General features: G+C 57.5%; 29 protein-coding genes. 17 read left to right on the forward strand and 12 right to left on the reverse strand.

Features of this window, described 5'->3' with window-relative positions:
* Nucleotides 1-436 precede the first annotated feature (436 nt).
* Nucleotides 437-574, reverse strand: coding sequence for an entericidin A/B family lipoprotein (locus ACP0GE_RS16125; RefSeq protein WP_424832932.1), 138 nt, complete (start codon nucleotides 572-574; stop codon nucleotides 437-439).
* 118 nt (nucleotides 575-692) lie between these two features.
* Nucleotides 693-1,028, reverse strand: coding sequence for an ArsR/SmtB family transcription factor (locus ACP0GE_RS16130; protein WP_424832933.1), 336 nt, complete (start codon nucleotides 1,026-1,028; stop codon nucleotides 693-695).
* Nucleotides 1,029-1,373: 345 nt separating this feature from the next.
* On the opposite strand from ACP0GE_RS16130, the gene ACP0GE_RS16135 reads away from it, so the two are divergent.
* The 6 genes from ACP0GE_RS16135 (at nucleotide 1,374) to ACP0GE_RS16160 (ending at nucleotide 5,227) form a co-directional block, all read left to right on the forward strand.
* Nucleotides 1,374-2,006 (forward strand): ATP-dependent Clp protease proteolytic subunit, encoded by a 633-nt coding sequence (locus ACP0GE_RS16135; protein ID WP_039970058.1) that lies wholly within the window; start codon nucleotides 1,374-1,376, stop codon nucleotides 2,004-2,006.
* A 134-nt stretch (nucleotides 2,007-2,140) separates the two neighbouring features.
* Nucleotides 2,141-3,409 (forward strand): ATP-dependent Clp protease ATP-binding subunit ClpX, encoded by a 1,269-nt coding sequence (gene clpX, locus ACP0GE_RS16140; RefSeq protein ID WP_424832934.1) that lies wholly within the window; start codon nucleotides 2,141-2,143, stop codon nucleotides 3,407-3,409.
* A gap of 163 nt (nucleotides 3,410-3,572) precedes the next feature.
* The gene (locus tag ACP0GE_RS16145) at nucleotides 3,573-3,935 is read left to right on the forward strand and encodes a RidA family protein (RefSeq protein WP_424832935.1); all 363 of its coding nucleotides are present in this window, start codon (nucleotides 3,573-3,575) and stop codon (nucleotides 3,933-3,935) included.
* Between the two features lie 79 nt (nucleotides 3,936-4,014).
* On the forward strand, nucleotides 4,015-4,398 hold the full coding sequence (locus ACP0GE_RS16150) for an NADH:ubiquinone oxidoreductase subunit NDUFA12 (RefSeq protein WP_424832936.1): 384 nt from the start codon (nucleotides 4,015-4,017) through the stop codon (nucleotides 4,396-4,398).
* Nucleotides 4,399-4,409: 11 nt separating this feature from the next.
* Nucleotides 4,410-4,862: an outer membrane lipid asymmetry maintenance protein MlaD gene (gene mlaD / locus ACP0GE_RS16155; protein WP_424832937.1), complete on the forward strand. Its 453-nt coding sequence runs from the start codon at nucleotides 4,410-4,412 to the stop codon at nucleotides 4,860-4,862.
* Complete coding sequence (locus tag ACP0GE_RS16160; RefSeq protein WP_424832938.1) at nucleotides 4,859-5,227, forward strand: DUF2155 domain-containing protein; 369 nt, start codon at nucleotides 4,859-4,861, stop codon at nucleotides 5,225-5,227. The genes mlaD and ACP0GE_RS16160 overlap by 4 nt, the downstream gene beginning before the upstream one ends.
* Here the strand turns inward: ACP0GE_RS16160 and aat are convergent.
* The 4 genes from aat to ACP0GE_RS16180 form a co-directional block, all read right to left on the reverse strand.
* Complete coding sequence (aat, locus tag ACP0GE_RS16165; protein ID WP_424832939.1) at nucleotides 5,182-5,814, reverse strand: leucyl/phenylalanyl-tRNA--protein transferase; 633 nt, start codon at nucleotides 5,812-5,814, stop codon at nucleotides 5,182-5,184. The genes ACP0GE_RS16160 and aat overlap by 46 nt on opposite strands.
* A gap of 48 nt (nucleotides 5,815-5,862) precedes the next feature.
* Nucleotides 5,863-7,212, reverse strand: coding sequence for an acetyl-CoA carboxylase biotin carboxylase subunit (accC, locus tag ACP0GE_RS16170; protein ID WP_424832940.1), 1,350 nt, complete (start codon nucleotides 7,210-7,212; stop codon nucleotides 5,863-5,865).
* Between the two features lie 9 nt (nucleotides 7,213-7,221).
* Nucleotides 7,222-7,722: an acetyl-CoA carboxylase biotin carboxyl carrier protein gene (gene accB, locus ACP0GE_RS16175; RefSeq protein WP_424832941.1), complete on the reverse strand. Its 501-nt coding sequence runs from the start codon at nucleotides 7,720-7,722 to the stop codon at nucleotides 7,222-7,224.
* Between the two features lie 150 nt (nucleotides 7,723-7,872).
* On the reverse strand, nucleotides 7,873-8,409 hold the full coding sequence (locus ACP0GE_RS16180; protein WP_424832942.1) for a LuxR C-terminal-related transcriptional regulator: 537 nt from the start codon (nucleotides 8,407-8,409) through the stop codon (nucleotides 7,873-7,875).
* Between the two features lie 178 nt (nucleotides 8,410-8,587).
* Here ACP0GE_RS16180 and ACP0GE_RS16185 point away from each other — a divergent pair, with 178 nt between their 5' ends.
* The 5 genes from ACP0GE_RS16185 to ACP0GE_RS16205 all read left to right on the forward strand — a co-directional run bounded on the left by ACP0GE_RS16185 (nucleotide 8,588) and on the right by ACP0GE_RS16205 (nucleotide 14,505).
* Nucleotides 8,588-9,883, forward strand: a complete 1,296-nt coding sequence (locus ACP0GE_RS16185; RefSeq protein ID WP_424832943.1) for a short-chain fatty acyl-CoA regulator family protein — start codon at nucleotides 8,588-8,590, stop codon at nucleotides 9,881-9,883.
* A gap of 78 nt (nucleotides 9,884-9,961) precedes the next feature.
* Nucleotides 9,962-10,342, forward strand: a complete 381-nt coding sequence (locus ACP0GE_RS16190) for a response regulator transcription factor (RefSeq protein ID WP_424832944.1) — start codon at nucleotides 9,962-9,964, stop codon at nucleotides 10,340-10,342.
* Complete coding sequence (locus ACP0GE_RS16195) at nucleotides 10,339-10,656, forward strand: hypothetical protein (RefSeq protein ID WP_424832945.1); 318 nt, start codon at nucleotides 10,339-10,341, stop codon at nucleotides 10,654-10,656. Before ACP0GE_RS16190 ends, ACP0GE_RS16195 begins: the two co-directional genes overlap by 4 nt.
* On the forward strand, nucleotides 10,644-13,325 hold the full coding sequence (locus ACP0GE_RS16200; RefSeq protein WP_424832946.1) for an ATP-binding protein: 2,682 nt from the start codon (nucleotides 10,644-10,646) through the stop codon (nucleotides 13,323-13,325). Before ACP0GE_RS16195 ends, ACP0GE_RS16200 begins: the two co-directional genes overlap by 13 nt.
* Nucleotides 13,326-13,407: 82 nt before the next feature.
* Complete coding sequence (locus ACP0GE_RS16205) at nucleotides 13,408-14,505, forward strand: FliM/FliN family flagellar motor switch protein (protein ID WP_424832947.1); 1,098 nt, start codon at nucleotides 13,408-13,410, stop codon at nucleotides 14,503-14,505.
* A 5-nt stretch (nucleotides 14,506-14,510) separates the two neighbouring features.
* Here ACP0GE_RS16205 and ACP0GE_RS16210 read toward each other — a convergent pair whose 3' ends face one another.
* The 4 genes from ACP0GE_RS16210 to ACP0GE_RS16225 are packed head-to-tail and all read right to left on the reverse strand — an operon-like array spanning nucleotide 14,511 to nucleotide 16,697.
* On the reverse strand, nucleotides 14,511-14,942 hold the full coding sequence (locus ACP0GE_RS16210) for a TIGR01244 family sulfur transferase (RefSeq protein WP_424832948.1): 432 nt from the start codon (nucleotides 14,940-14,942) through the stop codon (nucleotides 14,511-14,513).
* A gap of 9 nt (nucleotides 14,943-14,951) precedes the next feature.
* On the reverse strand, nucleotides 14,952-15,383 hold the full coding sequence (locus ACP0GE_RS16215) for a DUF6691 family protein (protein ID WP_424832949.1): 432 nt from the start codon (nucleotides 15,381-15,383) through the stop codon (nucleotides 14,952-14,954).
* The gene (locus ACP0GE_RS16220; RefSeq protein WP_424832950.1) at nucleotides 15,383-15,811 is read right to left on the reverse strand and encodes a YeeE/YedE family protein; all 429 of its coding nucleotides are present in this window, start codon (nucleotides 15,809-15,811) and stop codon (nucleotides 15,383-15,385) included. The genes ACP0GE_RS16215 and ACP0GE_RS16220 overlap by 1 nt, the downstream gene beginning before the upstream one ends.
* A gap of 22 nt (nucleotides 15,812-15,833) precedes the next feature.
* Nucleotides 15,834-16,697, reverse strand: coding sequence for an MBL fold metallo-hydrolase (locus ACP0GE_RS16225; protein ID WP_424832951.1), 864 nt, complete (start codon nucleotides 16,695-16,697; stop codon nucleotides 15,834-15,836).
* Nucleotides 16,698-16,936: 239 nt separating this feature from the next.
* Between ACP0GE_RS16225 and ACP0GE_RS16230 the strand changes: the two genes are divergently transcribed.
* Nucleotides 16,937-17,152, forward strand: coding sequence for a hypothetical protein (locus tag ACP0GE_RS16230; protein WP_424832952.1), 216 nt, complete (start codon nucleotides 16,937-16,939; stop codon nucleotides 17,150-17,152).
* A 10-nt stretch (nucleotides 17,153-17,162) separates the two neighbouring features.
* Here the strand turns inward: ACP0GE_RS16230 and ACP0GE_RS16235 are convergent, their stop codons facing one another.
* On the reverse strand, nucleotides 17,163-17,381 hold the full coding sequence (locus tag ACP0GE_RS16235; RefSeq protein WP_424833864.1) for a hypothetical protein: 219 nt from the start codon (nucleotides 17,379-17,381) through the stop codon (nucleotides 17,163-17,165).
* Nucleotides 17,382-17,535: 154 nt separating this feature from the next.
* Here ACP0GE_RS16235 and ACP0GE_RS16240 point away from each other — a divergent pair, with 154 nt between their 5' ends.
* From ACP0GE_RS16240 to ACP0GE_RS16250, 3 genes are all read left to right on the forward strand, one after another.
* Nucleotides 17,536-17,805 (forward strand): DUF2312 domain-containing protein, encoded by a 270-nt coding sequence (locus ACP0GE_RS16240; protein ID WP_424832953.1) that lies wholly within the window; start codon nucleotides 17,536-17,538, stop codon nucleotides 17,803-17,805.
* A 207-nt stretch (nucleotides 17,806-18,012) separates the two neighbouring features.
* Nucleotides 18,013-19,398, forward strand: a complete 1,386-nt coding sequence (locus ACP0GE_RS16245; protein WP_424832954.1) for a bifunctional enoyl-CoA hydratase/phosphate acetyltransferase — start codon at nucleotides 18,013-18,015, stop codon at nucleotides 19,396-19,398.
* Nucleotides 19,398-20,570: an acetate/propionate family kinase gene (locus tag ACP0GE_RS16250; RefSeq protein ID WP_424832955.1), complete on the forward strand. Its 1,173-nt coding sequence runs from the start codon at nucleotides 19,398-19,400 to the stop codon at nucleotides 20,568-20,570. Before ACP0GE_RS16245 ends, ACP0GE_RS16250 begins: the two co-directional genes overlap by 1 nt.
* Before the next feature lie 154 nt (nucleotides 20,571-20,724).
* Here the strand turns inward: ACP0GE_RS16250 and gph are convergent, their stop codons facing one another.
* Complete coding sequence (gene gph / locus ACP0GE_RS16255) at nucleotides 20,725-21,417, reverse strand: phosphoglycolate phosphatase (protein ID WP_424832956.1); 693 nt, start codon at nucleotides 21,415-21,417, stop codon at nucleotides 20,725-20,727.
* A 220-nt stretch (nucleotides 21,418-21,637) separates the two neighbouring features.
* Here gph and hemP point away from each other — a divergent pair, with 220 nt between their 5' ends.
* On the forward strand, nucleotides 21,638-21,805 hold the full coding sequence (gene hemP, locus ACP0GE_RS16260; protein ID WP_424832957.1) for a hemin uptake protein HemP: 168 nt from the start codon (nucleotides 21,638-21,640) through the stop codon (nucleotides 21,803-21,805).
* Entirely contained in the window at nucleotides 21,802-22,278 is a 477-nt protein-coding gene (locus ACP0GE_RS16265) for a hypothetical protein (RefSeq protein WP_424832958.1), read from the forward strand. Before hemP ends, ACP0GE_RS16265 begins: the two co-directional genes overlap by 4 nt.
* Nucleotides 22,279-22,310: the final 32 nt, after the last annotated feature.

The following is a 22,310-nucleotide window of genomic DNA, read 5'->3' on the forward strand; positions in this document are numbered from 1 at the left end:
CTAATCAGCTGGATCAGGCTTCGCGCTTGAATTGGGTGATCAGCCTCTCAGAGGGCAGGTGCGATCTGCGGCGCGACATAGCGCGTGCGGCAGAGGCTTTGGTCCTTTCGGGGGCCGGGGCAACTGGATCGGGACGTCCTCGGGCGTGCCGGACCGGCAAGGCGTCAGGAGTGTCCGAAAGGATGCATGCAAAGACCGCGTCTGCGCACCTGACGCCTTTTCCTATTCTGAACCCCAGGTTCGTACAGGCTACCACTCGACGACCCCTACAAACGGGAGACGGGGGCCTTTCGTGTGCGCGAAAGACCCCCGTCGAAGTGTCAGATGATGCAATGCCGCGTCTATGCACCTGTGTGATGATGCTACGCTGTTTGGCCCGCGCCTGCAACTACATATTGCGGCATAAGCGTGGGTGCCCGCATTATTTTGATGTGGCTCAGAGGCTCTCCTGAACGTCTGTCGCCGCTCCTTGGATGGCGTCACCGGCTTTTTCAATGTCTTTGCCAGCACCTTTGGCGGTTTCGCAGGCTGCCAGCGAGAACAAGGCCAGGCCAATCAGAATCGCACGGATCATGGGTAACTCCTTTGGTAAATGTCCTGTTTTGGTTAGCAGTTTTGGGATCACAGAGCTACAGCTTTTGCTGGCCAAAGGGTATTCGGCAATCGGGTAACCGGAAAATCCGTGCAGGGCCCTATTTTTCTTTGCAGAACAGTTCGTAAACCACTTCCAGAATCCGGCGGGGACGGTCATCGGCCAGGCGATAGAAGATCGCCTTGCCCTCACGCCGCGGCACCACGAGTCCTTCAAGGCGAAGCCGCGACAGTTGTTGGGAAACGGCGGCTTGCCGCGCAGACAAAAGCTCTTCCAGCTGAGTTACCGATTTTTCTCCGGACACCAGATGGCACAGGATCATCAGTCGGCCCTCGTGGCTGATGGCTTTGAGGAAATTGGAGGCATTCGTGGCGTTTTCCACCATTTGGTCCAGGTCTTTCGAAGACATATCCTGCGTAAATTGGGGAAGAGCCATATTCCGATTTCCTTACAAGTCCCGTGAGCAGTCCGGCCTGACTGGATCGGCCTGAACGCGAGCCAACTAGGTACACGTTATGTCCATGCATTTCTATATGCACGGATCAAAATAGCGTGATGAAAGAGAAGCTGGTCTGCATTCCGTGGTGGTAGGCGCAGCGAGTGGCAGAGGTAAAAGCCGACGCTGCGTTTTGCGCAGACGTGACATAGATTTCACGCGGTTTGCACCAGATTTCACGGATCGTTTCGGCCCCCCTTGCGGCCCCCCGGTGGCGGCACTAAGACTCGGGTAACTTCTTCCCGGGTATGGTCCCGATCCATAGCAAAGCAGGCAGGTCCAGAAATGTTCGATCCAGTTGACACTTATATGAACACGCTCGTCCCTATGGTCGTGGAACAGACCAGCCGGGGTGAGCGCGCATACGACATCTTTTCGCGCCTTCTGAAAGAACGGATCATTTTTATCAATGGTCCGATCCATGATGGGATGAGCCATCTGGTCGTGGCGCAGCTGCTGCACCTTGAGGCGGAAAATCCGAACAAGGAAATCTCGATCTACATCAACTCACCCGGCGGTGTTGTGACCAGCGGTTTGTCGATTTACGACACAATGCAGTACATCAAGCCGAAATGTTCCACATTGGTGATCGGTCAGGCGGCCTCGATGGGCTCGGTTTTGCTGGCTGGCGGCGAGAAAGGGATGCGCTTTTCACTGCCCAACAGCCGCATTATGGTCCACCAGCCCAGCGGTGGCTATCAGGGTCAGGCAAGTGACATCATGATCCATGCGGCGGAAACGCAAAAACTCAAGGATCGTCTGTATGATATCTATGTGCGCCATACAGGGCAGACTAAAAAGGCCGTTGAAAAGGCCCTTGACCGTGACAATTTCATGAGCCCGGAAGAGGCCAAGGATTGGGGCCACATCGACGAAATCGTCGAGAATCGCGCCAAAATGGATGGTGATGAGGCCTAGGTCCGAAACCCCGTGCCTTGGGGTGTAACGGATGATTTTGCGATTGTAGCTGCCACAGCGCTGGCCTAAGCTGCAGCAAAGGCGGCAAACGCGGTCCGGATGGGGTCGCACGGATGGAGCCCGAAAGGTAGAACATGTCGACGAATTCTGGTGGTGACGGTAAGAATACGCTCTACTGCAGCTTCTGTGGCAAAAGCCAGCATGAGGTCCGCAAACTGATTGCCGGTCCGACCGTATTTATCTGTGACGAATGCGTCGAACTGTGCATGGACATCATCCGGGAAGAAACGAAGGCCAGTGGCCTGAAATCTTCAGACGGCGTGCCGACACCTAAAGATATTTGTGAAGTTCTGGACGATTACGTTATTGGTCAGGCCACGGCAAAGCGGGTGCTTTCTGTCGCTGTTCATAACCACTACAAGCGCCTCAATCACGCTCAGAAAGCGGGCAGCGATATCGAGCTGGCGAAATCCAATATCCTGCTGATTGGTCCGACTGGTTGCGGCAAGACTCTGCTGGCCCAGACGCTGGCGCGGATTCTGGATGTGCCGTTTACAATGGCGGACGCGACCACGCTGACCGAGGCCGGTTATGTGGGCGAGGATGTCGAAAACATCATTCTCAAACTGCTGCAGGCCAGCGAATACAACGTCGAACGTGCGCAGCGTGGCATTGTCTATATTGATGAGGTCGACAAGATCACACGCAAGTCCGAAAACCCTTCAATCACGCGCGACGTATCGGGCGAGGGCGTGCAGCAGGCGCTGTTGAAACTGATGGAAGGTACTGTCGCAAGCGTGCCGCCGCAGGGTGGGCGCAAGCATCCGCAGCAGGAATTCCTGCAAGTGGACACCACCAACATCCTGTTCATTTGCGGCGGCGCTTTCGCGGGTCTGGACAAGATCATTGCTCAGCGTGGCAAGGGTTCGGCCATGGGATTTGGCGCGGACGTTCGTGACAATGACGAGCGCGGCGTTGGTGAGATCTTCAAGGATCTTGAGCCCGAAGATCTTTTGAGGTTCGGCTTGATCCCTGAATTTGTTGGTCGTCTGCCTGTTCTGGCGACGCTTGAGGATCTTGACGAAGATGCACTGGTCACCATTTTGACCAGCCCTAAAAACGCCCTTGTCAAACAGTACCAGCGCTTGTTCGAGTTGGAGGACGCTGAACTGGCGTTTACTGACGACGCACTGAAAGCGATTGCCAAGAAAGCCATTGAGCGCAAAACGGGCGCGCGTGGTTTGCGCTCGATCCTCGAAGACATCCTGTTGGACACAATGTTCGAGCTTCCCGGCTTGAAGAACGTGACCGAAGTAGTGGTTAACGAAGAAGCCGTCACTTCAGAGACGCAGCCGTTGATTATCTATGCAGATGTGAATCACGAATCCGCTTCGGCTGGATAGTATTCCAAACCCAAGGCCGGGGGCTCTGCCCCCGCCGCGGCAAGCCGCGACTCCCCCGAGGTATTTCGGAACAGAAGAAGCAGGGGATCCTTTCTTCATCTGGCTATAAATATCCCGGAGCGCGAGGCAGAGCCTCGCAAAGTGCATTTCTCAGGAGGTCTCATTGGTGGTGAAGCGTATATCGTCCGGGGGCGCGTTCGAAGAGAAGGTGGGGTATTGCCGGGCCGTTGTTGCAGGCGGTTGGGTCCATGTCGCTGGGACTGTTGGCGAGGGCGATGATGTTGTTGCGCAATGCCGGTCCAGCCTGTCCATCATCGAAAAGGCATTGGCGGAAGCAGGGGCATCTTTTGCGGATGTTGTGCGCGTGACTTACATGCTGCCGGACCGAACGGAATTTGAGCCATGTTGGCCGATATTGGCCGAAACTTTTGGCAATAATCCCCCGGTGGCGACGATGATAGAATGCGGGCTGGTGGATCCGAAATACCGGATCGAAATCGAAGTCACCGCGTTTTTGCCGGAATGACATCGGGGTGCCGTGTGGTACTGGACCTTCGCCCGGCTTTGGTCCATATCTTCGGGGACAGAAATGCCGGAGGCAGCCGATGGGAATCCTGAACACTCTTTTGCGGGCCGTGACTTGGTGGAACGGAGCCACCCTGAACACGCAGATTTATACCGCGCGCAAGGGCGTTAAGGTTGGTGAAGACGACGAAGGCAATGTGTTTTATCGCAACGCGGATGACAGCAAGCGCTGGGTGATTTTTAACGGCGAGGCTGAGGCCAGCCGCATTGATCCGGACTGGCACGGGTGGTTGCATCGCACTTGGGACGAACCGCCGACGGATAAACCTTTGCAGCATAAGTCGTGGGAGAAACCCCATCAGGAGAACCTGACCGGAACCGCGCTTGCCTATGCTCCGGCGGGATCTTTGCGTCGCCCCGATCCGGTTGATCGGAAAGACTACGAAGCCTGGAGCCCGGAATAAGCGAGGCTGGCATGTCAAACCACACAGTGACCGAAGTTCTTGTAGGCGGCGTCGTTTTGGCCGGTGCGATTGCGTTTGGGGTTTATGCCAGCCAGTCGACAGGCCTGTCGCAGACAAGCAACGGCTACGAACTGGGGGCGTCATTTCGGTCTTTGGAGGGCGTTGGCGTTGGAACGGATGTACGCCTTGCCGGAGTAAAAATCGGGACAGTGACAAATGTTTCCCTGAACCCCGAGACATATCGTGCAGACACCAGTTTTTCTGTGGCGGACGGTATCCTGATCCCGGATGACAGCGCCATCGTCATCTCTTCCGAAGGTCTTTTGGGTGGGAACTTTGTCGAAGTAATGCCCGGCGGATCGCCATTCTATTTCGAACCGGGTGATGAGATCGAGGATACGCAAGGGGCGGTCAGCCTGATCTCTCTGTTGGTTAAATTTGTGGCCGGAGATGGCAGCGAATGAAATATGGCGTTCTGGCAATGTTTCTACTTGCCGCGACAGGTGCCTGGGCGCAGCAAAGGGTTCAGTCCAGTCCGGGGGCGACGCTGCGCGGCCTGGATAAGGTTAACGGTCAAACTGTTGATGTCGAAGTGCAAAGTGGTCAGACTGCCGCGATATTTGGGTTGGACGTTGCATTGGGAGATTGCCGCTATCCGGTGGACAACCCGACAGGCGATGCATTCGCCTTTTTGACGATTTGGGAACAGGGCCGGTCAGAGCAGCTGTTCGATGGCTGGATGATTGCCACGTCGCCAGCACTGAATGCTTTGGACCACTCTCGCTACGATGTCTGGGTGATCCGCTGTATGACGCCATCTGCGGATTGATCCAGATCAGACGTGAAATCTGCGCTTGCGGTGATCGCTTTCTCCAGTTGCTGTCTGTATTGGCTTTTGGGGATTTCTATTGCGCCCAATGACGCCAAATGAGCTGTCAGAAACTGGGTATCAAACAATTGAAATCCTGTCCGCCGCAGACGGTCAACCAAATAAGCCAGGGCGATTTTTGAGGCATCCTTGCGCCGCGAAAACATGCTTTCGCCGAAGAACGCCCCCCCTAGCGCAACACCGTAAACGCCACCAACCAGATTGTTTTCCTCCCAAATTTCAAGGGAATGTGCGTGGTCAGATTGATGCAGCGCAGCGTATAGGCGCCTGAGTTCCGTATTGATCCAAGTATCCGACCGGTCGGCGCAACCGTCTACGACGCCCTCAAAATCGCGGTTGATGGTCACGTGGAAACCGCAGTTGCGCATCCGGCGCGCGAGGCTGCGTGAGATATGGAACCCGTCCAGGGGAAACACACCACGAAACTTGGGTTCGACCCAAAACAGTTCGGGGTCATCCCGGTGTTCGGCCATTGGAAAGATGCCAATGGAATAGCCGTGAAGCAGAAGTTCGGGCGAAAGGCTCATATAGATAAATCTAAGCTCGAAAGGCCGGGACCTTTCGAGCTTTCGGGTTTATTGGGCCATGTTCTCGGCAAGCCAGTGTTCCAGCCAGTGGATATTATAGTCACCGCTGTGGAGATCAGGCTCTTGCAACAGGGCGTGGAACAGGGGAACCGTGGTGTCGATGCCATCGACGATCAACTCTCCCAAAGCGCGTTCCAGCCGTGCCAGAGCCTCGGCCCGGTCACGTCCTTGCACGATCAGCTTGGCGATCAGCGAGTCGTAATATGGCGGGATCGAATACCCATCATATAGCGCCGAATCCATCCGAACGCCCAGACCGCCGGGCGCGTGATAGGCCGTGATCTTGCCCGGGCAGGGCGAGAAGTTCGGCAGTTTTTCCGCGTTGATTCGAACCTCAATGGCGTGGCCGTTGATCTCAAGGTCGTCCTGACCGAATGACATGTCCTCACCCGCAGCAACACGGATTTGTTCGCGCACCAGATCGACGCCGAAGATACCTTCGGTCACGGGGTGTTCCACCTGCAGGCGGGTGTTCATTTCAATGAAATAGAACTCGCCGTTTTCATAGAGGAACTCGATGGTGCCTGCGCCGATATAGTTGATCTTGGCGACTGCATCGGCACAGACCTTACCGATCTTGGCGCGTTCTTCGGGCGTGATGCAGGGGCCAGGAGCTTCTTCGAACACTTTCTGGTGGCGGCGTTGCAGGGAACAGTCGCGTTCACCCAGATGCACCGCCTTGCCCTTGCCGTCGCCAAAGACCTGAATCTCGATATGGCGGGGCGTAGTCAGGTATTTCTCGATATAGACCTCATCATTGCCAAAGGCGGCCTTGCCCTCGGCGCGCGCGGTCATGAAGGCGCTTTCCATCTCATCGGCGTTCATCGCGACTTTCATGCCGCGCCCGCCGCCACCGGCGGTGGCCTTGATGATGACGGGATAGCCGAATTCCTCACCGATACGCTTGGCGTCGGCCAGCGTTGGAACGCCGCCATCTGAGCCGGGAACACAAGGAACACCCAGTTCCTTCATCGTGTCCTTGGCGGTGATCTTGTCACCCATGACGCGGATATGTTCGGCGGTAGGGCCGATGAATGTGATGCCGTGGTCTTCGACGATCTGCACGAACTCGGCGTTTTCAGACAGGAAGCCATAGCCGGGGTGGATCGCCTGCGCGCCGGTGATTTCACAGGCCGAGATGATGGCGGGGACGGACAGATAGCTTTGCGGGCTGGGCGGCGGGCCGATACAGACCGATTCGTCGGCCATGCGCACATGCATCGCGTCACTGTCGGCGGTGGAGTGGACGGCGACCGTCTTAATCCCCATCTCGCGCGCGGCGCGGATCACGCGCAGGGCGATCTCGCCTCGGTTGGCAATCAGGATCTTGTCGAACATGGGCCCGCCTTACTCGATGATGACCAGAGGGGTGCCGAATTCCACAGCGTCGCCGTCACCGACCAGAATACGCTTGATGGTGCCCGATTTGGGCGCGTGGATGTGGTTCATGGTTTTCATCGCTTCGACGATCAGCAGCGTGTCACCTTCCGAGACAGATGCGCCGACCGAGATAAACGCGGGTGCGCCGGGCTCAGCCTGCATATAGACAGTTCCAACCATGGGCGACGTCACAGCACCGGGGTGGCTGGCTGGATCATCTGTTGCAGCCGGTGCCTCGGGCGCAGCCGGGGTGGCAGCAGGGGCAGCGACCGGAGCGGGCGCAGCGGCGGGAACGGCCACCTGAACCGGAGCGGCAACAGCTTGCATTGCGCGGCTGACGCGTACGTTCAGGCTGTCTTCTTCGCCATATTCGCGTTTGACCTGCAATTCGGTCAGGTCGTTTTCGCGCAGCAATTCGGCCAGTGCCTTGATGAACGCCACGTCCGCTTCGTGTTTGGTGTCTGTCATGAGTGTCCTCGAAGGTTCCCCTTTGGCCCGTCTGTTTCCTGCGGGCTTGGTCTGATTACGCAGGGTTATAAGCCATGCGCCCGGCCATGAAAAGCGCAGTCTGCCCATGAAAAGATGGGGTTTAGTCGGAAACTCAGGAGCAAATTTTTGTTACAGCGGCATTCCGGACAATTTGGCGACCAACTCGGGCAGTTTTCGCGCGCCGAATTTTTCAAGCAGCCGGGCGCGGTACGCTTCGATTGTGCGGTAGCTCAGGCCCAGATCAGCGCCGATTTCCTTCGCCGACAATCCGCGACAAGACAGGATCGCAACCTCGCGTTCACGCGGTGTCAACTCGACCAGAGGGCGCTCCTCTGAGATGTCAGTAAAGCTCCAGATTCCGTGGCGAAACGGATCGTCCGGTGTCAGGGAGCGCCCACGTGCGCGGCACCAAAACAGATCGCCGTCGCGGCGTCTCATGACGCGCTCATCGGTATAGTAACCCGTGTCCCGCATAACCTGTAGACTGCGCGCGCCAATCCTTTCCCAATCGGCGACCGACGGGTACAGATGCAACAATGGCATGTTGCGGTATTCAGCCTCTTCACCGCCGAAGGTTCTGGCGAATTGTAAATTGCAGCGTCGGATGATCCGGTTTTCCAGTTCTACCAGTCCGATGGGCGCATATTCGAAGGCAGGGTCGCTCATACTACGTATGGTGACCCGTATTTGCATGAAAGAGAAGAGGGATGCGTATCTGGCTTGTTAAAGTTGTAAAGTACCTTTGAAAACTCCTTATTAATCGGTAATAATTAAACGATTATTCTGAAAAATATGGCTGCTCTGTGCTCTGGGACGGGGTGGCACCAACTTAGGGTTGGGCATTATGCGGGATTTGCTGACCGGCAGCCGGATACGTGAAAGACGTCAGATATCGGGTCTGCGACAGGCGGAATTGGCTCGGCAGGTTGGGATTTCGGCCTCGTACCTAAACCTGATCGAACACAACCGGCGTCGCATCGGTGGCAAGCTGCTGGTCGATATCGCAGCCGCTCTGTCGGTCGAACCGTCGATGCTGACCCAAGGAATTGAAGCGACTTTGATTGCGGCCCTGCGCGAGGCCGCCGCAGATTCGGTTGGTCAGCAGGCTGAGCTGGATGGGTTGGAGGAGTTTGCCGGCCGCTTCCCCGGCTGGTCCGGTGTGTTGGCGCAAATGCATCGTCGGGTCGTTTCGTTGGAACGCACGGTGGAAACCCTGTCGGACCGCCTGACCCATGACCCGCATTTGGCGGCCTCGATGCACGAAGTCCTGTCCACCGCAGCCGCGATCCGTTCGACCGCTGCCATTTTGGCCGAACCGGGCGAAATTGACGACGAATGGCGCAACAGGTTTCACAAGAACCTGCATCAGGACGCCGAAAGATTGGCAGACAGTTCCAAAGCGTTGGTTAGTTTTTTGGATGACAGCGATGGGCAGGGGGACCGCCGCGGAGTGCCTCTGGATGCGGTCGAGGCATTTTTTGCCGATCACGGGTATCATTTTCCCGATCTTGAGACTGGCAATATCACCGACGACGCCCTGTCGAACAATCTGGATTCAGCCTCTGCCAAACTGGTCGCAAAGGAGCTTCTGAGCGTCTACGCCTCTGATGCAAATGTCATGCCCCTGGATGCGGTTTTGTCCGTCTTGGAGGAAACAGGCTTTGACCCTTTCGCGATAGCGGCCAAGTTCTCGGTCGATCTAGCTACGGCCTTGCGTCGACTGGCGTTTTTGCCGGAAGGAGCGCTGGTCCGCCCGACGGGTCTGGTGATCTGCGACGCGTCGGGTAGCGTGTTGTTCTTGAAGCCCGCGCCGGGGTTTGCGCTGCCTCGTCATGGTGGGGGCTGTCCGCTTTGGCCTGTTTTCACTGCGCTAAACCGCCCGCTGGTGCCAATCCGAAAACGCGTGGTTCAGATGGGGCGAACTGCGGCTGAATTCGAATGTCACGCGATTGCCTGGCCGCAGCCAGCGGCCGCTTTTGGCGAAGACCCGGTATATCGTTCTGTGATGCTGGTGCAGCCGGTCGAGGAACCCGTGCAAACGACCGAGGCGACTGCACAGGTTGGTGCCAACTGCCGTGTCTGCCCAAAGCGCGGTTGCACGTCGCGCCGGGAGCCGTCGATCCTGAGCGAAGGTTTTTGACAGTTTCCTGACAGAACGCTTAATCTGGGCGGGACGGATGGCCAGTCACAAGACAGGCCATGGGGAGGGATTGAAAATATGAGCCGTAAGGTTCTGCTGATCGAGGATGAGCCCAACATTACCGAGGCGATCCGCTTTTTGCTGACGCGTGAGGGTTGGCTGGTCGAGACACATGCTGAGGGCACGGACGCGGTACAGGTTATCGTAGCCGCCGAACCCGATCTGGTTATTTTGGATGTCATGCTGCCGGGCAAAAGCGGCATGGACATCCTGCGCGATCTGCGAGGCCATGCCGACATGCAGGGGCTGCCGGTCCTCATGCTGACGGCACGTGGCCAATCCCGCGACCGCGAGATGGCCGAGCAAGCAGGTGTCAGCCGGTTTATGACCAAACCGTTCTCGAATGCCGAAGTTCTGACGGCGGTGCGTGATCTGCACGCGCAGGCGACCCGGTCATGACCCCGCCGGACGAGGCGCAACGACAATCGACGGCGCGCCCGTCCATCTTTCTGGAGCGGCAAAGCTATCGTCGCAGACGGCTGGCCGATGCTGCGCGCCTGCTGCCGTTTCTGGGTGCTGCCTTGCTGGCGCTACCGCTTTTGTGGCCGGATCAAAGTGGCGGTGAAGGCGCAGTGCAACTGTCTGCGGCAATTTTCTATATTTTCATCTGCTGGGGGGCGTTGATTGTCATCAGCGTGATCTTTGGCTTTGCCGCCCGGCGTTTGACCACGCGGGAGACCTCCACGCCGGAGGCGGATGAATGGCAACGCTGAATATTCTGATTCTGGTTTGTCTTGGCTATGTGGTTCTGCTGTTTGGTGTCGCTTTTGCCGCAGACCGTTTGGCAGCCGCCGGGGGCGGCAAATGGCTGCGTTCCCCACTGATCTACACTTTGTCCCTGTCAATCTATTGCACGGCTTGGACATTCTATGGTGCCGTCGGAAACGCTGCGCGATCAGGGCTGGAGTTCGTCACCATTTACCTTGGGCCAACGCTGGTCATGATCAGCTGGTGGTGGGGCCTGCGCAAGCTGGTTCGGGTCGGGCGCAGCCAAAGAGTAACCTCAATCGCTGACCTGATTTCCTCGCGCTATGGCAAGTCGAATACGCTTGCTGTTTGCGTCACCATTCTGGCGGTGTTGGGCGGCACGCCCTATATCGCGCTGCAATTGCAGTCGATTACCCTGTCCTTTTCGATCTTTGCCGAGGCGGATCCCACCGGCCTCTATCGTGAAGGGTCCAGCGTCTTTTATGTCGCTGCCGGTTTGGCGGTGTTTGCAATCCTGTTCGGCACCCGGAATCTGGACGTCAATGAACGCCACCACGGCGTCGTCACAGCAATCGCGCTTGAGGCGGTGGTCAAGCTGTTTGCCTTGCTGGCGGTTGGTATCTTTGTGGTCTGGGGTATTGCCGGTGGGCTGGGGCCGATGATGGATCGGATCGACGCGTCAGAGATCGGGCAATGGAATGTGGACGCCAGCCGGTGGACCACATTTATCTTTCTGTCCGCTGCCGCCTTTGTCTGCTTGCCGCGGATGTTTCAAGTCATGGTGGTGGAGAACGACGACGAAAGCCATCTGCGCACCGCCGCCTGGGCTTTTCCGCTGTATCTGTTGTTGATGAGCTTGTTCGTTGTTCCCATTGCGGTCGTAGGGCTGGACCTGCTGCCGGAGGGGTCCAACCCGGATCTGTTCGTACTGACGGTGCCCCTGTCGCAGGGCAATGACGGTCTGGCAATGTTGTCTTTCATCGGTGGCTTCTCTTCGGCCACATCGATGGTGATTGTCACGGCGATGGCCCTGTCGACTATGGTATCGAACCATGTGGTCATGCCGATCTGGCTGAATACGCAAGAAGGGTCCGGATCGGTTTCAGGAGACGTCCGGACCATCGTTCTAATGGCTCGCCGGGTGTCCATCGCCGTCATCATGGCACTGGGGTATTTTTATTACCGCCTGTCCGGCGGGGGCGCCGCATTGGCGTCAATCGGGCTTGTGGCTTTTGCCGGCATCTCTCAGATTCTACCGGCACTGGTGGGCGGTTTGTTCTGGCGAGGGGCAACACGCACCGGGGCTCTGGCGGGGCTAAGCGTGGGATTTGGGCTATGGATCTATACGCTGTTGCTGCCCGGGATGGGTGGGGGTCTGATCCCGCTGTCGGTTATTGAGAATGGTCCATTCGGCTGGGGTTGGCTGCGGCCGCAAGCCCTGTTTGGGATCGAAGGCATTGACCCGATGGTGCACACAGTTATGTGGTCTCTCTTGCTGAACACAATTGCCTTTTGCGTGACCTCGCTGCTCAGCTTTCCAAGTCCGCTGGAACGTTTGCAGGGCGCGCAGTTTGTCAACATCTTCGATCATTCCGTTGCACCGCGGGGGTGGACCGGATCAGTGGCGCAAAGCGAGGACTTAATGATCATGACCCAGAGAATTCTGGGCACGATCCCCGCGCAGGAGTTCTTTCAGGCCGAGGCCGCCAAGCAGAACGGCAGGGCCGGGCAACTGCCAGAACCCACGCCCGGTTTCCTCCAACGTCTTGAACGTGAGTTGAGCGGTTCAGTTGGAGCTGCCACCGCACATGCAATGATTGGTCAGATCGTTGGCGGCTCGTCCGTTTCCGTCGAAGACCTGCTGGCCGTGGCCGACGAATCCGCGCAAATGCTGGAGTATTCCAGCCAGTTGGAGGCAAAATCAGCCGAACTCAGCCATACGGCCCGTCAATTGCGCGAGGCCAACGCCAAACTGACCCAGGTTTCGGTGCAGAAGGATGCGTTCCTAAGCCAGGTCAGCCATGAACTGCGTACGCCCATGACCTCGATCCGCGCATTTTCCGAGATCATGCGGGATGCCGATGGGCTAAGCGACGCAGAACAGACCCGCTATGCCGCGATCATCCATGATGAGGCGCTGAGGCTGACGCGTTTGTTGGATGATTTGCTGGACCTCAGCGTTCTGGAAAGCGGACAGGTCAGTTTGAACATGGGTGACGGCAGCTTGCGCTCGGTGCTGGACCGCGCGGTTTCCAGCGCGCTTGCGGGCAGTGACCGACCTTTAAACGTGCGGCGTGTCCGTTCTGCCGAGCGAATTGCGTTACACACGGATCTGGACCGTCTGGGTCAGGTCTTTATCAATCTGATTTCCAATGCGCAGAAATACTGTGATGCGGATGAGCCGTCGTTGACCATTTCGGCGCATGATGTTGGCGGGCAAGTGGTAGTCGATTTCATCGACAATGGCAGCGGCATCCCGTCCGAGGCCCAATCGATGGTGTTTGAAAAATTTGCCCGCGTTGGGTCGGACAAAGCGGGCGGGGCCGGGCTTGGATTGGCGATTTGCCGGGAAATCATGCAGCGTCTGGGCGGGGAAATCACCTATTTGCCTGGGCAGGGCGGTGCTGCATTTAGAATTAGCCTGCCCTTGGCCTATCAACAGGCGGCGCAATGAGATTTGCATAAAGACATTCGTAACCTGTGGCGGGTTACATCAAAGACCGGATCACGATTGAAACGGACGGTTCGGTGCTATGATGGAACATGCCAACGCAGCATTGGCGCGCAAACTTTCGGCGGGGAAGGACAGTACAGGGAATAACCCCCGTTCAATTCTACGCGCGTTGCGGCTGGCGCTGGCACGGTCGGCGGCGGACAAGTTGGACCTTCGACTGACAGTAATCGGTGTCAAACAATCGGTCTGTGCGCAGGCAGATCTGGCCGATGTGGTTCCGGACGGGTGGATGTCACTGCAATTTACCCACGCGGATAGCATTGCGGCGGTGTGTATCGACCCGGGCTGTGTCTCTGCCATTGTGCAATCCCAGACGATTGGAGAGGTGACAGGCGATCAGCTCCAGTCTCGTCCGTTCACCAACACCGATGCCGCAATGACCGTGCCGCTGATCGAAGATCTGTTTCCCAGGGCACGGGATATGGTCGAAGCACCGCAAGATATCAACAGCTTGCCCGACTACGAATTTGATCTGCGGGCCGACGAAGCCCGAACGCTGACTCTGCATCTCACCAATGACTCCTACCGGGTTTTTGGTTTGACGGTCGATTTGGCGGAAGGGGCGCGGCAGGGTCAGATCACCATCCTGCTGCCTGAGTGTGCCGACACTGAAGCCGATCCAGTGGCTGAGGCGTTGGATGCCGGTAACAATCTGGGGCAGGCCTCGGGTGTTATGCGGGCCGAGTTGCACGCAATGATTTGCCGAATATCTCTGCCCCTGTCGTCGTTTTCCTCACTCAAGCCCGGCGATATCCTGCCGTTGACCGGTGCGCGGCTGGACCGCACGGATGTTCAAACGATTGATCGCGTGCGGGCTGCCATCGGGCGGCTGGGGCAATGTGGCGGGATGCGTGCAGTTCGGATCAACGAACAGGCTGGTTTGACTGTCGAGACTGGCGAGACAGATCAGACCTTTCTGGAAAGCCAAACGGGGTTGAAAGACGAAGAAGGCCCGGCGGCTGGGGTCGCTATCGACCTGCCCAAAGATAGTTCTGCCCCGGATGTGATATTCTCAGGTGACGAGGATTTGACCGTTCTAAACTCGGATCAGGTAGCCGCTGAAATATCACAGCTGGCGGGGTTGCCGGATCAAAACACGGACGGCGACCCAACATTCTGATCGGATCAGTCGCGCTGGGTGCGTATCTGATCCAGAGCTGGCCGCAGGTTTTCAAGTGCGTACCCGGCCTTGCCGGTGGCATCCAGAATCTCATCGGTGCTCAGCGTGTCGCACTGACCCAGCGCCCAGACGACCGAACACCGGGTACCCGAGGCGCAATAGGCCAGAACCGGCCCGCTGCAGCTTTCGGCCAGGTCCCGTTGGCGCGCCACGTTTTCGGGCGTCATGGTTTGGTGGGTGAGTTCCAGAACCTCATACTCCAGCCCCGCAGCCCGTACCGCCTCGCCAATCGCATCGGACTGCTGGTCAGGCGGAACTTCGACATTGGGGCGGTTGCAGATCACCTTGACAAAACCTGCCTCGGCAATGGCTGGCACGTCCTCGACCGAGATTTGGGGCGAGACGGCGTAGCGGGGGGTAATCGGTCGAATCTCCATGCGAAATGCTTAGGCTGCGTTTGCAAGTCTGTCCAGTTGCGCGCCCAGTTTTGGGGCCGCAAGCATGCCCGCGATCATAGCAACCAGAAAAACACCTCCGCCCAGGCCGCCAAAACTCAGCGAGGCCATCGCGGGGCCGGGGCACAGACCTGCCAGCCCCCAGCCTATTCCGAACAGAACCGACCCGACGATCAGGCGGTGGTCCAACTCGGGCTTTGGGGGTGCTGGAAATTGCCCGCCAGCCAGCGGTGCGCGGCCGCGTGTCAGGCGCCAGGCGATCAGCATAGGCAAGATCGCCCCGCCCATGACGAAGGCTAGCGTTGGGTCCCAATTGCCGAACACGTCCAGCCAGCCCTGAACTTTGGTGGTGTTGGTCATGCCAGAGATCAGCAGGCCGACGCCGAACAGTGACCCGGCGACAAACGCGAAGACTATCCGCATCAGATCACCCCCAAAACATGGCGGAACAGGGCCAATGTCAGACCGCCTGCGAGAATATAGAAGACAGTGGCCACGATCCCCCGAAGTGAGAACCGAGAGATGCCGCAGACGCCATGGCCCGAGGTGCAGCCGTTGGCGATACGCGTTCCAACACCCACCAGCAGTCCGGCAAGGATCACAATGGCCAGATCGCTGGTCAGATGTGTTTGCGCTTGCGGTGCGATAATCGGTCGTAGCAGCATGGGCATGCCGATCAGCCCGGCGACAAAGACCAGCCGTTCGGTCTGAGACTGACCGGTGTCGCGTTCAATCAACCCGCCCAATATGCCGCTCGCCCCCATGATGCGGCCATTGCCCAGCAGGAAAACGGCAGCGCCAAGCCCGATCAGCAGCCCTCCGGCAAATCCCCATATCCATTCGATATTCATCTTGGTATCTCTTGTCAGAAGGTCACAGTTTGTTGACCGGAAGCTTCAGGAACACGTCACCCTTTTCGTCCGCAGGCGGCATCTGTCCCGCGCGCATGTTGACCTGTAGTGACGGCAGAATCAGGCGTGGCATCCCTAAGGTCGCGTCGCGCGCATCACGCATTTCAACGAACTCTTCGATACTGCGACCCTGGCCGATGTGAACATTCAGTTCTTTCTGCTCACCGACTGTTGTTTCCCACGCGAATTCGTCCCGCCCCGGCGCCTTATAGTCGTGCCCCACGAAAATGCGGGTCTCATCAGGCAATGACAGGATTTTCTGGATCGAGGCATAAAGGTCGGCGGAAGATCCGCCCGGGAAATCACAGCGCGCCGTGCCGAAATCCGGCATGAACAGCGTATCCCCCACAAAAGCCGCATCTCCGATCACGTAGGTCATGCAGGCCGGAGTATGGCCCGGCGTGTGCAGGACATCCCCACGCAGCTGCCCGATGTGAAAACTGTCGCCTTCCGAAAACAGGGCATCGAACTGGCTGCCATCACGTTGAAACTCGGTCCCTTCGTTGAAGATTTTTCCAAACGTGTCCTGGATCACGACGATATTCTCTCCGATACCGACCCGACCGCCAAGGTGCTGCTGCAAGTAAGGCGCGGCGGACAGATGATCTGCATGAACGTGGCTTTCCAGAATCCACTCAACCTTGAGGTCGTTGTCTCTTACATCAGCGATGATTTGATCCGCCGACGCGGTGTTGGTACGCCCCGAGGCATGGTCAAAGTCCAGTACGCTATCGATGATCGCGCAGGAAGAACCTTCGGGATCCTGGACCAGGTAGGATACCGTAAATGTATCAGGGTCGAAGAAAGCTTTCACTTTGGGCGTCATGGGGTCCTCCCGCAGGGTCATTTCATATACAGATAGCGGAATATGATGGAAGTTCCAAATCACGAGTTGATGTCAGTCAAGGCATTTTCGAATTTTTTGTATAATGAATAGTCGATCAGAGAAGGATAGCCGGTTTTTCCACAGGACAGGCAAGAAACCGCGCGAAGTTCATCTAGTCTCATTCTGGTCTTAATGTCGTTACCTATATCAGACACAGTATGAGACATGGGAGGATGCCAATGACTGCTCAGGATCTTTTTGTCGAAGCGGAACAGCTTGAACAAAAGCTGCAGAACGCTTGCCTGGATACACGTTTGGCGCTGCAACCCAGTGTCAGCAAAGTTCTGGATCGGATGCGCGAAAGGGGTGTGCAGATTCCATCACGCCTGCGTCGGTTGGATGCCGCGCTGTGCGAGGATGCGCTGGAAGCGCAATTTGACAATATGCCGGTCTGACCCGGGGGGGTCACCCCAGCGAAATGCCCAGGATGACCATCATCAGGCCAATCACCGAAAGAAACAGCGCGCCCATGTTCCAGGGCAAAACTCCTTGGACGGTGGCGCGCAATTCATCGTCCGGCAGCCCGGCTTTGCGCGCTTTCATCACGCGCAGGATGCACCAGACAAGACCTGCCAAACCGGCCACGGACAGGGCTGCCCCGCCCCAGACGATGATGTCGAACATGTTTTCCAACACTACCCATATTTCCTGAGCCCGCGCATAACGGATTGGTGGGCATGGCACAAGCCTCGCCCCCAGATTGCGCGCTTGCGCAGCGCGCGGCGCCGATGTATCCGGCTGCGTGCTGACAACATTGCTTCGCCAGGGAGAGACACAGATGGAAGACGTCACCGAAGATCAGGCCGCTGCCAACTACCGGGTCACCGCAGGCGAACTGCGCCAATTCGTTGAACGTATCGAGCGTCTGGAGATGGAAAAGAAAGACATCGCGGATCAGATCAAAGAGGTCTACGCCGAAAGCAAGGCGCGTGGCTATGATGTGAAAGCAATGCGCAGCATCATCTCGCTGAGAAAACGCGACAAAGATGACATTGCCGAGCAAGAGGCTGTCATCGAGATGTATAAAGAAGCTCTGGGAATGACCTGAGCCTGTCAGGCTGCTCAATAAATTCTACCCGAAGATGTCGAACGCCATGCATCGTATCGTTGCATGGCCTGACGCCGTGGCCTGTCCATCGCGATATCATTGGACATCTTGCGGAAACCACCTAAAGTCCCGAACCGAAGCTCCGGCCTGATTGGAATCCGCGTGGTCCGGGGGATGAATCGATCCTGGCAACCGCCGAGTAAACCCATGCAATATCACAATAAACCGTACGACCAACTGAACGTCGGAGATACGGCAGAGCTGACCCGGATCTGCACGGAGGATGATTTCTTCGTCTTTGCTTCAAACTCGGGCAATCACAACCCTCTGCATCTGTCGACCGAGGATGGCGATGGCGACTCGGTCAACGAAGCGATTGCTCCGGCCTTGTTTGTTGGCGCGTTGATTTCGGCGGTTCTGGGGAACATCCTGCCGGGCGCGGGCACGTTGTACAAAACGCAGCATTTCGAGTTTCATCAGAGGGCGCATGCGGGCGAGGAGTTGCAGGCCCGCGTAACGGTCTTAGAGAAGCGAGAGAACCGCGAGGTGGTCATGGAGACCAGCGTGGTACGACCGCGCGACAATGCGGTGATTGTCTCTGGCCAAGCCGTGGTAATCGCTCCGGACAAGGAATTGTCCTTTCACGAGATCGAAGTGCCGGGTCTTGTCGTGCAACGACACCGTCATTTTGATGCGTTGCTGGAGCAGTCCCGCCCGTTAGAGGCGGTGCCCACCGCGGTGGTTGCGCCCGAGGAACCCAACTCGCTGGGGGGTGCCCTGCTGGCCGCGCGCGAGACGATCATCAGGCCGATTCTGGTTGGCGACCCGGACAAGATCGAAGCCGCAGCGCGCGAAGCTGGTCTGTCGCTGGGCGACACCGAAATCGTTCCGGTTCACGGTCATTTCCAAGCCGCCAACATCGCCGTCAATATGGTCGCAGACGGGCAGGCTCAGGCGTTGATGAAGGGGCATCTCCATACCGATGAGCTGTTGCGCGCGGCTTTAAGGCGAGACCGGGGGCTGCGTGTCGGGCGCCGGTTCACTCATGTCTTTGTCATGGATGTACCCGGGCAGCCTCATCCGCTGTTGGTGACCGACGCTGCAATCAATATCGAGCCCGACCTTGAGACCAAGATAGACATCACCCAAAACGCGATCGACTTGGCGATCTCGATCGGTATCGAATCTCCCAAGGCTGGGATTCTGTCGGCCGTCGAGACAGTCAATCCTGCGATCCGCTCGTCCATCGACGCGGCGCTGCTGTCGAAGATGGCGGAGCGCGGACAGATCAAGGGGGGACTGGTCGATGGGCCTTTGGCCATGGACAACGCGGTCAGCCTTGCGGCCGCGCGCACCAAAGGGATTGTGTCCGAGGTCGCCGGGCGTGCTGATATTCTTGTCGTTCCCAACCTGGATGCGGGGAACATGCTGGCCAAACAATTGACTTACATCGCCCATGCCGAAGGGGCAGGGGTGGTTCTGGGCGCAAAAGTGCCGATCATTCTCAATAGCCGCGCGGATGATGACAAGGCGCGACTGGCATCATGCGCGGTGGCCGCGCTGCATGCGGCGCGACTTTCAGGGGCGCTTTGATGGACCACGTTGTCACACTGAATGCGGGGTCGTCTTCGCTGAAGTTCGGGCTGTTCGCAACCAAGGCGGGCGAGCCTTGTGTGATCTGCACAGGGCTTGTCGATCGCATCGGCAGTGCGGAGGCTCATATCTCGGCGCGCCTGTCAGGTGGAGAAACCCTGTTCGATGAGGTGTCCGACTCCATACGAGATCACGATATTGCGCTGGATCAGGTGCTGACCCTGCTGCAACAGGAATTTCCTGAGGCTCGGATCGCCGCTGTTGGGCACAGGATTGTACATGGCGGGCCGGACAATGATCGCCCGGTGCTGCTGACGCCAGACAGTTTGCGCAGCCTGGAAAGCCTGGCGCCGTTTGCCCCTTTGCATCAGCCTTATAATCTGGCCGGAGCTTACGCGGCGATGAAACGCTTTCCTGACGCGGCTCAGGTTGCTTGCTTTGACACGGCGTTTCACCGAACCCAATCCTGGGTCAACGATACGTTTGCCCTGCCGGGCGAATATTACGACATGGGTGTGCGGCGTTACGGTTTTCATGGGCTGAGCTACGATTACATTGCCGGGCACCTACAGCAGACCGCGCCCGATTTACATGCAGGGCGCGTGGTCGTCGCTCATCTGGGGAACGGAGCATCCATGTGTGCGATCAAGGACGGGCGTTCCGTCGGGTCGACCATGGGGTTTTCACCTCTGGACGGGTTGCCAATGGGAACGCGTAGCGGGCAGATCGATCCAGGCGTTCTTTTGTACCTGTTGGAACAAAAGGGCATGGAGGCCGCAGAAGTTTCCGACCTTCTGTACCGCAAATCCGGGTTGCTGGGTCTGTCTGGTTTGTCAAACGATATGAGAGCGCTTGAAAAAGCGGGAACGACCGAAGCGGGAAACGCAATCGCGTATTTCACCTACCGCATTCGTCGCGAAATGGGATCGCTGTCTGCCGCTTTAGGGGGGCTGGATGCCTTGGTCTTTACAGGCGGCATCGGGGAAAACTCCGCACTGGTCCGTCAGCAAGCCTGTGAGGAAATGGGCTGGCTGGGCATCGACCTGAATTCCGATGCAAACCAGTCAAACGCCACTACCATTTCCAGTGACATGTCCCGCGTTCAAGTCATGGTTATTCCTACGAACGAGGAACTGGTCATCGCACGCGCCGCGTTAAATGTGATGTCCTAGGGGGCCAAAGGCGGTGCCCTACGGGAAACCCCCAATATCGCAGCCTTTGGGGTTTGCGATATAGTCAAGACATTACAAGGCCAATGTGGTCTTACCACTCTCACTTAATCCCCCTACGGGGGGGGGCTGGTTTTTTACCCCCTTAGCCAGCCCCTCAATTTCCGGCCAGTTTTGGTGATACTTCAGAGGCCGTGCCAATGACTTGCCGGACACAATCGGGCAACTTTGCGCTGTCGGAGTAGCTGATCTTGTGCGGCAAATCGGCGACGGGCGATTTCCTGTATCCTTCGGTGAACAGCAGAAACGGAATGCCCGCGCGGTGGGCGGTTTCGGCGTCTACCTCACTGTCACCGACGAACAGTCTTGGCCCGGCATCAGGCAGCGCATCAAAGCTGGCATGCAGATGCGCAGGATCCGGTTTGCGCGTGGTCAGAGTGTCCCCGCCTAGCACGGCATCGAAAAAACCGGACAGGTTTAGCGCCTTCAGAACATGCCGTGCGGGTTCTTCCGGTTTGTTGGTGCAAATTCCCAGGACGGATCCCATCCGCCGCAGCTCGGCCAGGGCCTCGGGAACACCGGGATAAGTCGTCGTATGTTCGCAATGGGCCGCGTTGTAGTGGTCCAGAGTCAGTCTGGTCAGTTCCGAATGGCGGCCCTGCGGTAGCCCGCAATGGTCCATTGTCCGTTGAACGAGTTTCGGCAATCCGTTTCCAACGAATCGCTGGATGGTTTGCTGGGGTAAAGGCTGCTCACCGACATCGCTCAGCATCCTGTTCACGGCTTGAGACAGGTCAGCCAGGCTGTCAATCAATGTGCCGTCCAGGTCAAAGACAATCGTAGCACTCATTTGTGTTCCACCTTGTTTGCCGCAGTTTCAGGCCTAACCGGGTAAGTGAGGATACGCAACTGAGGCCCGGAAAAAAGGTTCTAAAACCAATGCTTGACAATCCTTACTAAAATAATCAGATTAAAGGCAGGAACAGAAAGCTAGCCCATTCCGGGTCAGCCATATCGCAAAATCAATCACAGATACGGCACTTTGCCCGACATACTCTGGAGATGTCCCGATGAACGCGCAAAACCCTACTCCTTCCCAAGGCTATGCTGTCCCGATGCTGCCCGCCCATAAAGCTGAAGAGCTGACCAATGGCGGCAATCTGGCCCATATCGAACTGGGCGATCAGCTTTACACCCTGCGCATCACCCGCGCCGGTAAACTGATCCTGACAAAATGAGCACGCCAACCTCGCGGGGCGGGGCCGCTGTCGGACGGATCGCCGACCTGACCCCACTCGAAGCCGGTGCAGTTATGTACTTACGCCTGTGGGGCGGTGGTGCCACCGGTCGGACGGACGCCGCCAATGATTTTGGCATCGCTCTGGGATCGGATCAGGGGCAGGCTGCAATGTCTGCGCTCGACCGTCTGTGTTCTCTTTGTGTGCAGCACGGCCGTCGCCCCATTGTGCACCACGGGCTTGGATGCTCGTGCCTTGGAGCGGATGAGAACTGTTTTGCGCAAATGATCGCCTCCGCCACCGAGGGTGCGCGCGAGGACGCCATGATGATGGCATCACTGATTGTCCGACCGGATTTTGCTCCGGCATTGGCATCTTTGTCTGAAGAACTTGGTCTGGCCCTGCGCCGTATGACTTCTGTGACCCCCGTGCCAACAACAGGGCATCACGCACCCTCTGCGTTGTTGCACTGATTGGCGCAGCAAAACCCCGGCAATTTCAGCCG

It is taken from the genome of Ruegeria sp., assembly GCF_965243365.1.
In the GTDB taxonomy this organism is placed as follows: domain Bacteria; phylum Pseudomonadota; class Alphaproteobacteria; order Rhodobacterales; family Rhodobacteraceae; genus Ruegeria.

Bases quoted from the DNA above. Each gene is read 5' to 3' on its own strand.
- ACP0GE_RS16240 (WP_424832953.1), top strand. From the start codon at position 17,536: ATGGAAGACGTCACCGAAGATCAGGCCGCTGCCAACTACCGGGTCACC.
- ACP0GE_RS16125 (WP_424832932.1), bottom strand. From the start codon at position 574: ATGATCCGTGCGATTCTGATTGGCCTGGCCTTGTTCTCGCTGGCAGCC.
- ACP0GE_RS16265 (WP_424832958.1), top strand. From the start codon at position 21,802: ATGAGCACGCCAACCTCGCGGGGCGGGGCCGCTGTCGGACGGATCGCC.
- clpX (WP_424832934.1), top strand. From the start codon at position 2,141: ATGTCGACGAATTCTGGTGGTGACGGTAAGAATACGCTCTACTGCAGC.
- ACP0GE_RS16210 (WP_424832948.1), bottom strand. From the start codon at position 14,942: ATGGAGATTCGACCGATTACCCCCCGCTACGCCGTCTCGCCCCAAATC.
- ACP0GE_RS16185 (WP_424832943.1), top strand. From the start codon at position 8,588: ATGCGGGATTTGCTGACCGGCAGCCGGATACGTGAAAGACGTCAGATA.
- ACP0GE_RS16205 (WP_424832947.1), top strand. From the start codon at position 13,408: ATGGAACATGCCAACGCAGCATTGGCGCGCAAACTTTCGGCGGGGAAG.
- ACP0GE_RS16195 (WP_424832945.1), top strand. From the start codon at position 10,339: ATGACCCCGCCGGACGAGGCGCAACGACAATCGACGGCGCGCCCGTCC.
- ACP0GE_RS16130 (WP_424832933.1), bottom strand. From the start codon at position 1,028: ATGGCTCTTCCCCAATTTACGCAGGATATGTCTTCGAAAGACCTGGAC.
- ACP0GE_RS16245 (WP_424832954.1), top strand. From the start codon at position 18,013: ATGCAATATCACAATAAACCGTACGACCAACTGAACGTCGGAGATACG.
- gph (WP_424832956.1), bottom strand. From the start codon at position 21,417: ATGAGTGCTACGATTGTCTTTGACCTGGACGGCACATTGATTGACAGC.
- ACP0GE_RS16160 (WP_424832938.1), top strand. From the start codon at position 4,859: ATGAAATATGGCGTTCTGGCAATGTTTCTACTTGCCGCGACAGGTGCC.
- ACP0GE_RS16220 (WP_424832950.1), bottom strand. From the start codon at position 15,811: ATGAATATCGAATGGATATGGGGATTTGCCGGAGGGCTGCTGATCGGG.
- ACP0GE_RS16150 (WP_424832936.1), top strand. From the start codon at position 4,015: ATGGGAATCCTGAACACTCTTTTGCGGGCCGTGACTTGGTGGAACGGA.
- ACP0GE_RS16225 (WP_424832951.1), bottom strand. From the start codon at position 16,697: ATGACGCCCAAAGTGAAAGCTTTCTTCGACCCTGATACATTTACGGTA.
- accB (WP_424832941.1), bottom strand. From the start codon at position 7,722: ATGACAGACACCAAACACGAAGCGGACGTGGCGTTCATCAAGGCACTG.
- ACP0GE_RS16235 (WP_424833864.1), bottom strand. From the start codon at position 17,381: ATGTTCGACATCATCGTCTGGGGCGGGGCAGCCCTGTCCGTGGCCGGT.
- ACP0GE_RS16250 (WP_424832955.1), top strand. From the start codon at position 19,398: ATGGACCACGTTGTCACACTGAATGCGGGGTCGTCTTCGCTGAAGTTC.
- ACP0GE_RS16230 (WP_424832952.1), top strand. From the start codon at position 16,937: ATGACTGCTCAGGATCTTTTTGTCGAAGCGGAACAGCTTGAACAAAAG.
- ACP0GE_RS16200 (WP_424832946.1), top strand. From the start codon at position 10,644: ATGGCAACGCTGAATATTCTGATTCTGGTTTGTCTTGGCTATGTGGTT.
- ACP0GE_RS16135 (WP_039970058.1), top strand. From the start codon at position 1,374: ATGTTCGATCCAGTTGACACTTATATGAACACGCTCGTCCCTATGGTC.
- accC (WP_424832940.1), bottom strand. From the start codon at position 7,212: ATGTTCGACAAGATCCTGATTGCCAACCGAGGCGAGATCGCCCTGCGC.
- ACP0GE_RS16215 (WP_424832949.1), bottom strand. From the start codon at position 15,383: ATGCGGATAGTCTTCGCGTTTGTCGCCGGGTCACTGTTCGGCGTCGGC.
- mlaD (WP_424832937.1), top strand. From the start codon at position 4,410: ATGTCAAACCACACAGTGACCGAAGTTCTTGTAGGCGGCGTCGTTTTG.
- aat (WP_424832939.1), bottom strand. From the start codon at position 5,814: ATGAGCCTTTCGCCCGAACTTCTGCTTCACGGCTATTCCATTGGCATC.
- ACP0GE_RS16190 (WP_424832944.1), top strand. From the start codon at position 9,962: ATGAGCCGTAAGGTTCTGCTGATCGAGGATGAGCCCAACATTACCGAG.
- hemP (WP_424832957.1), top strand. From the start codon at position 21,638: ATGAACGCGCAAAACCCTACTCCTTCCCAAGGCTATGCTGTCCCGATG.
- ACP0GE_RS16180 (WP_424832942.1), bottom strand. From the start codon at position 8,409: ATGAGCGACCCTGCCTTCGAATATGCGCCCATCGGACTGGTAGAACTG.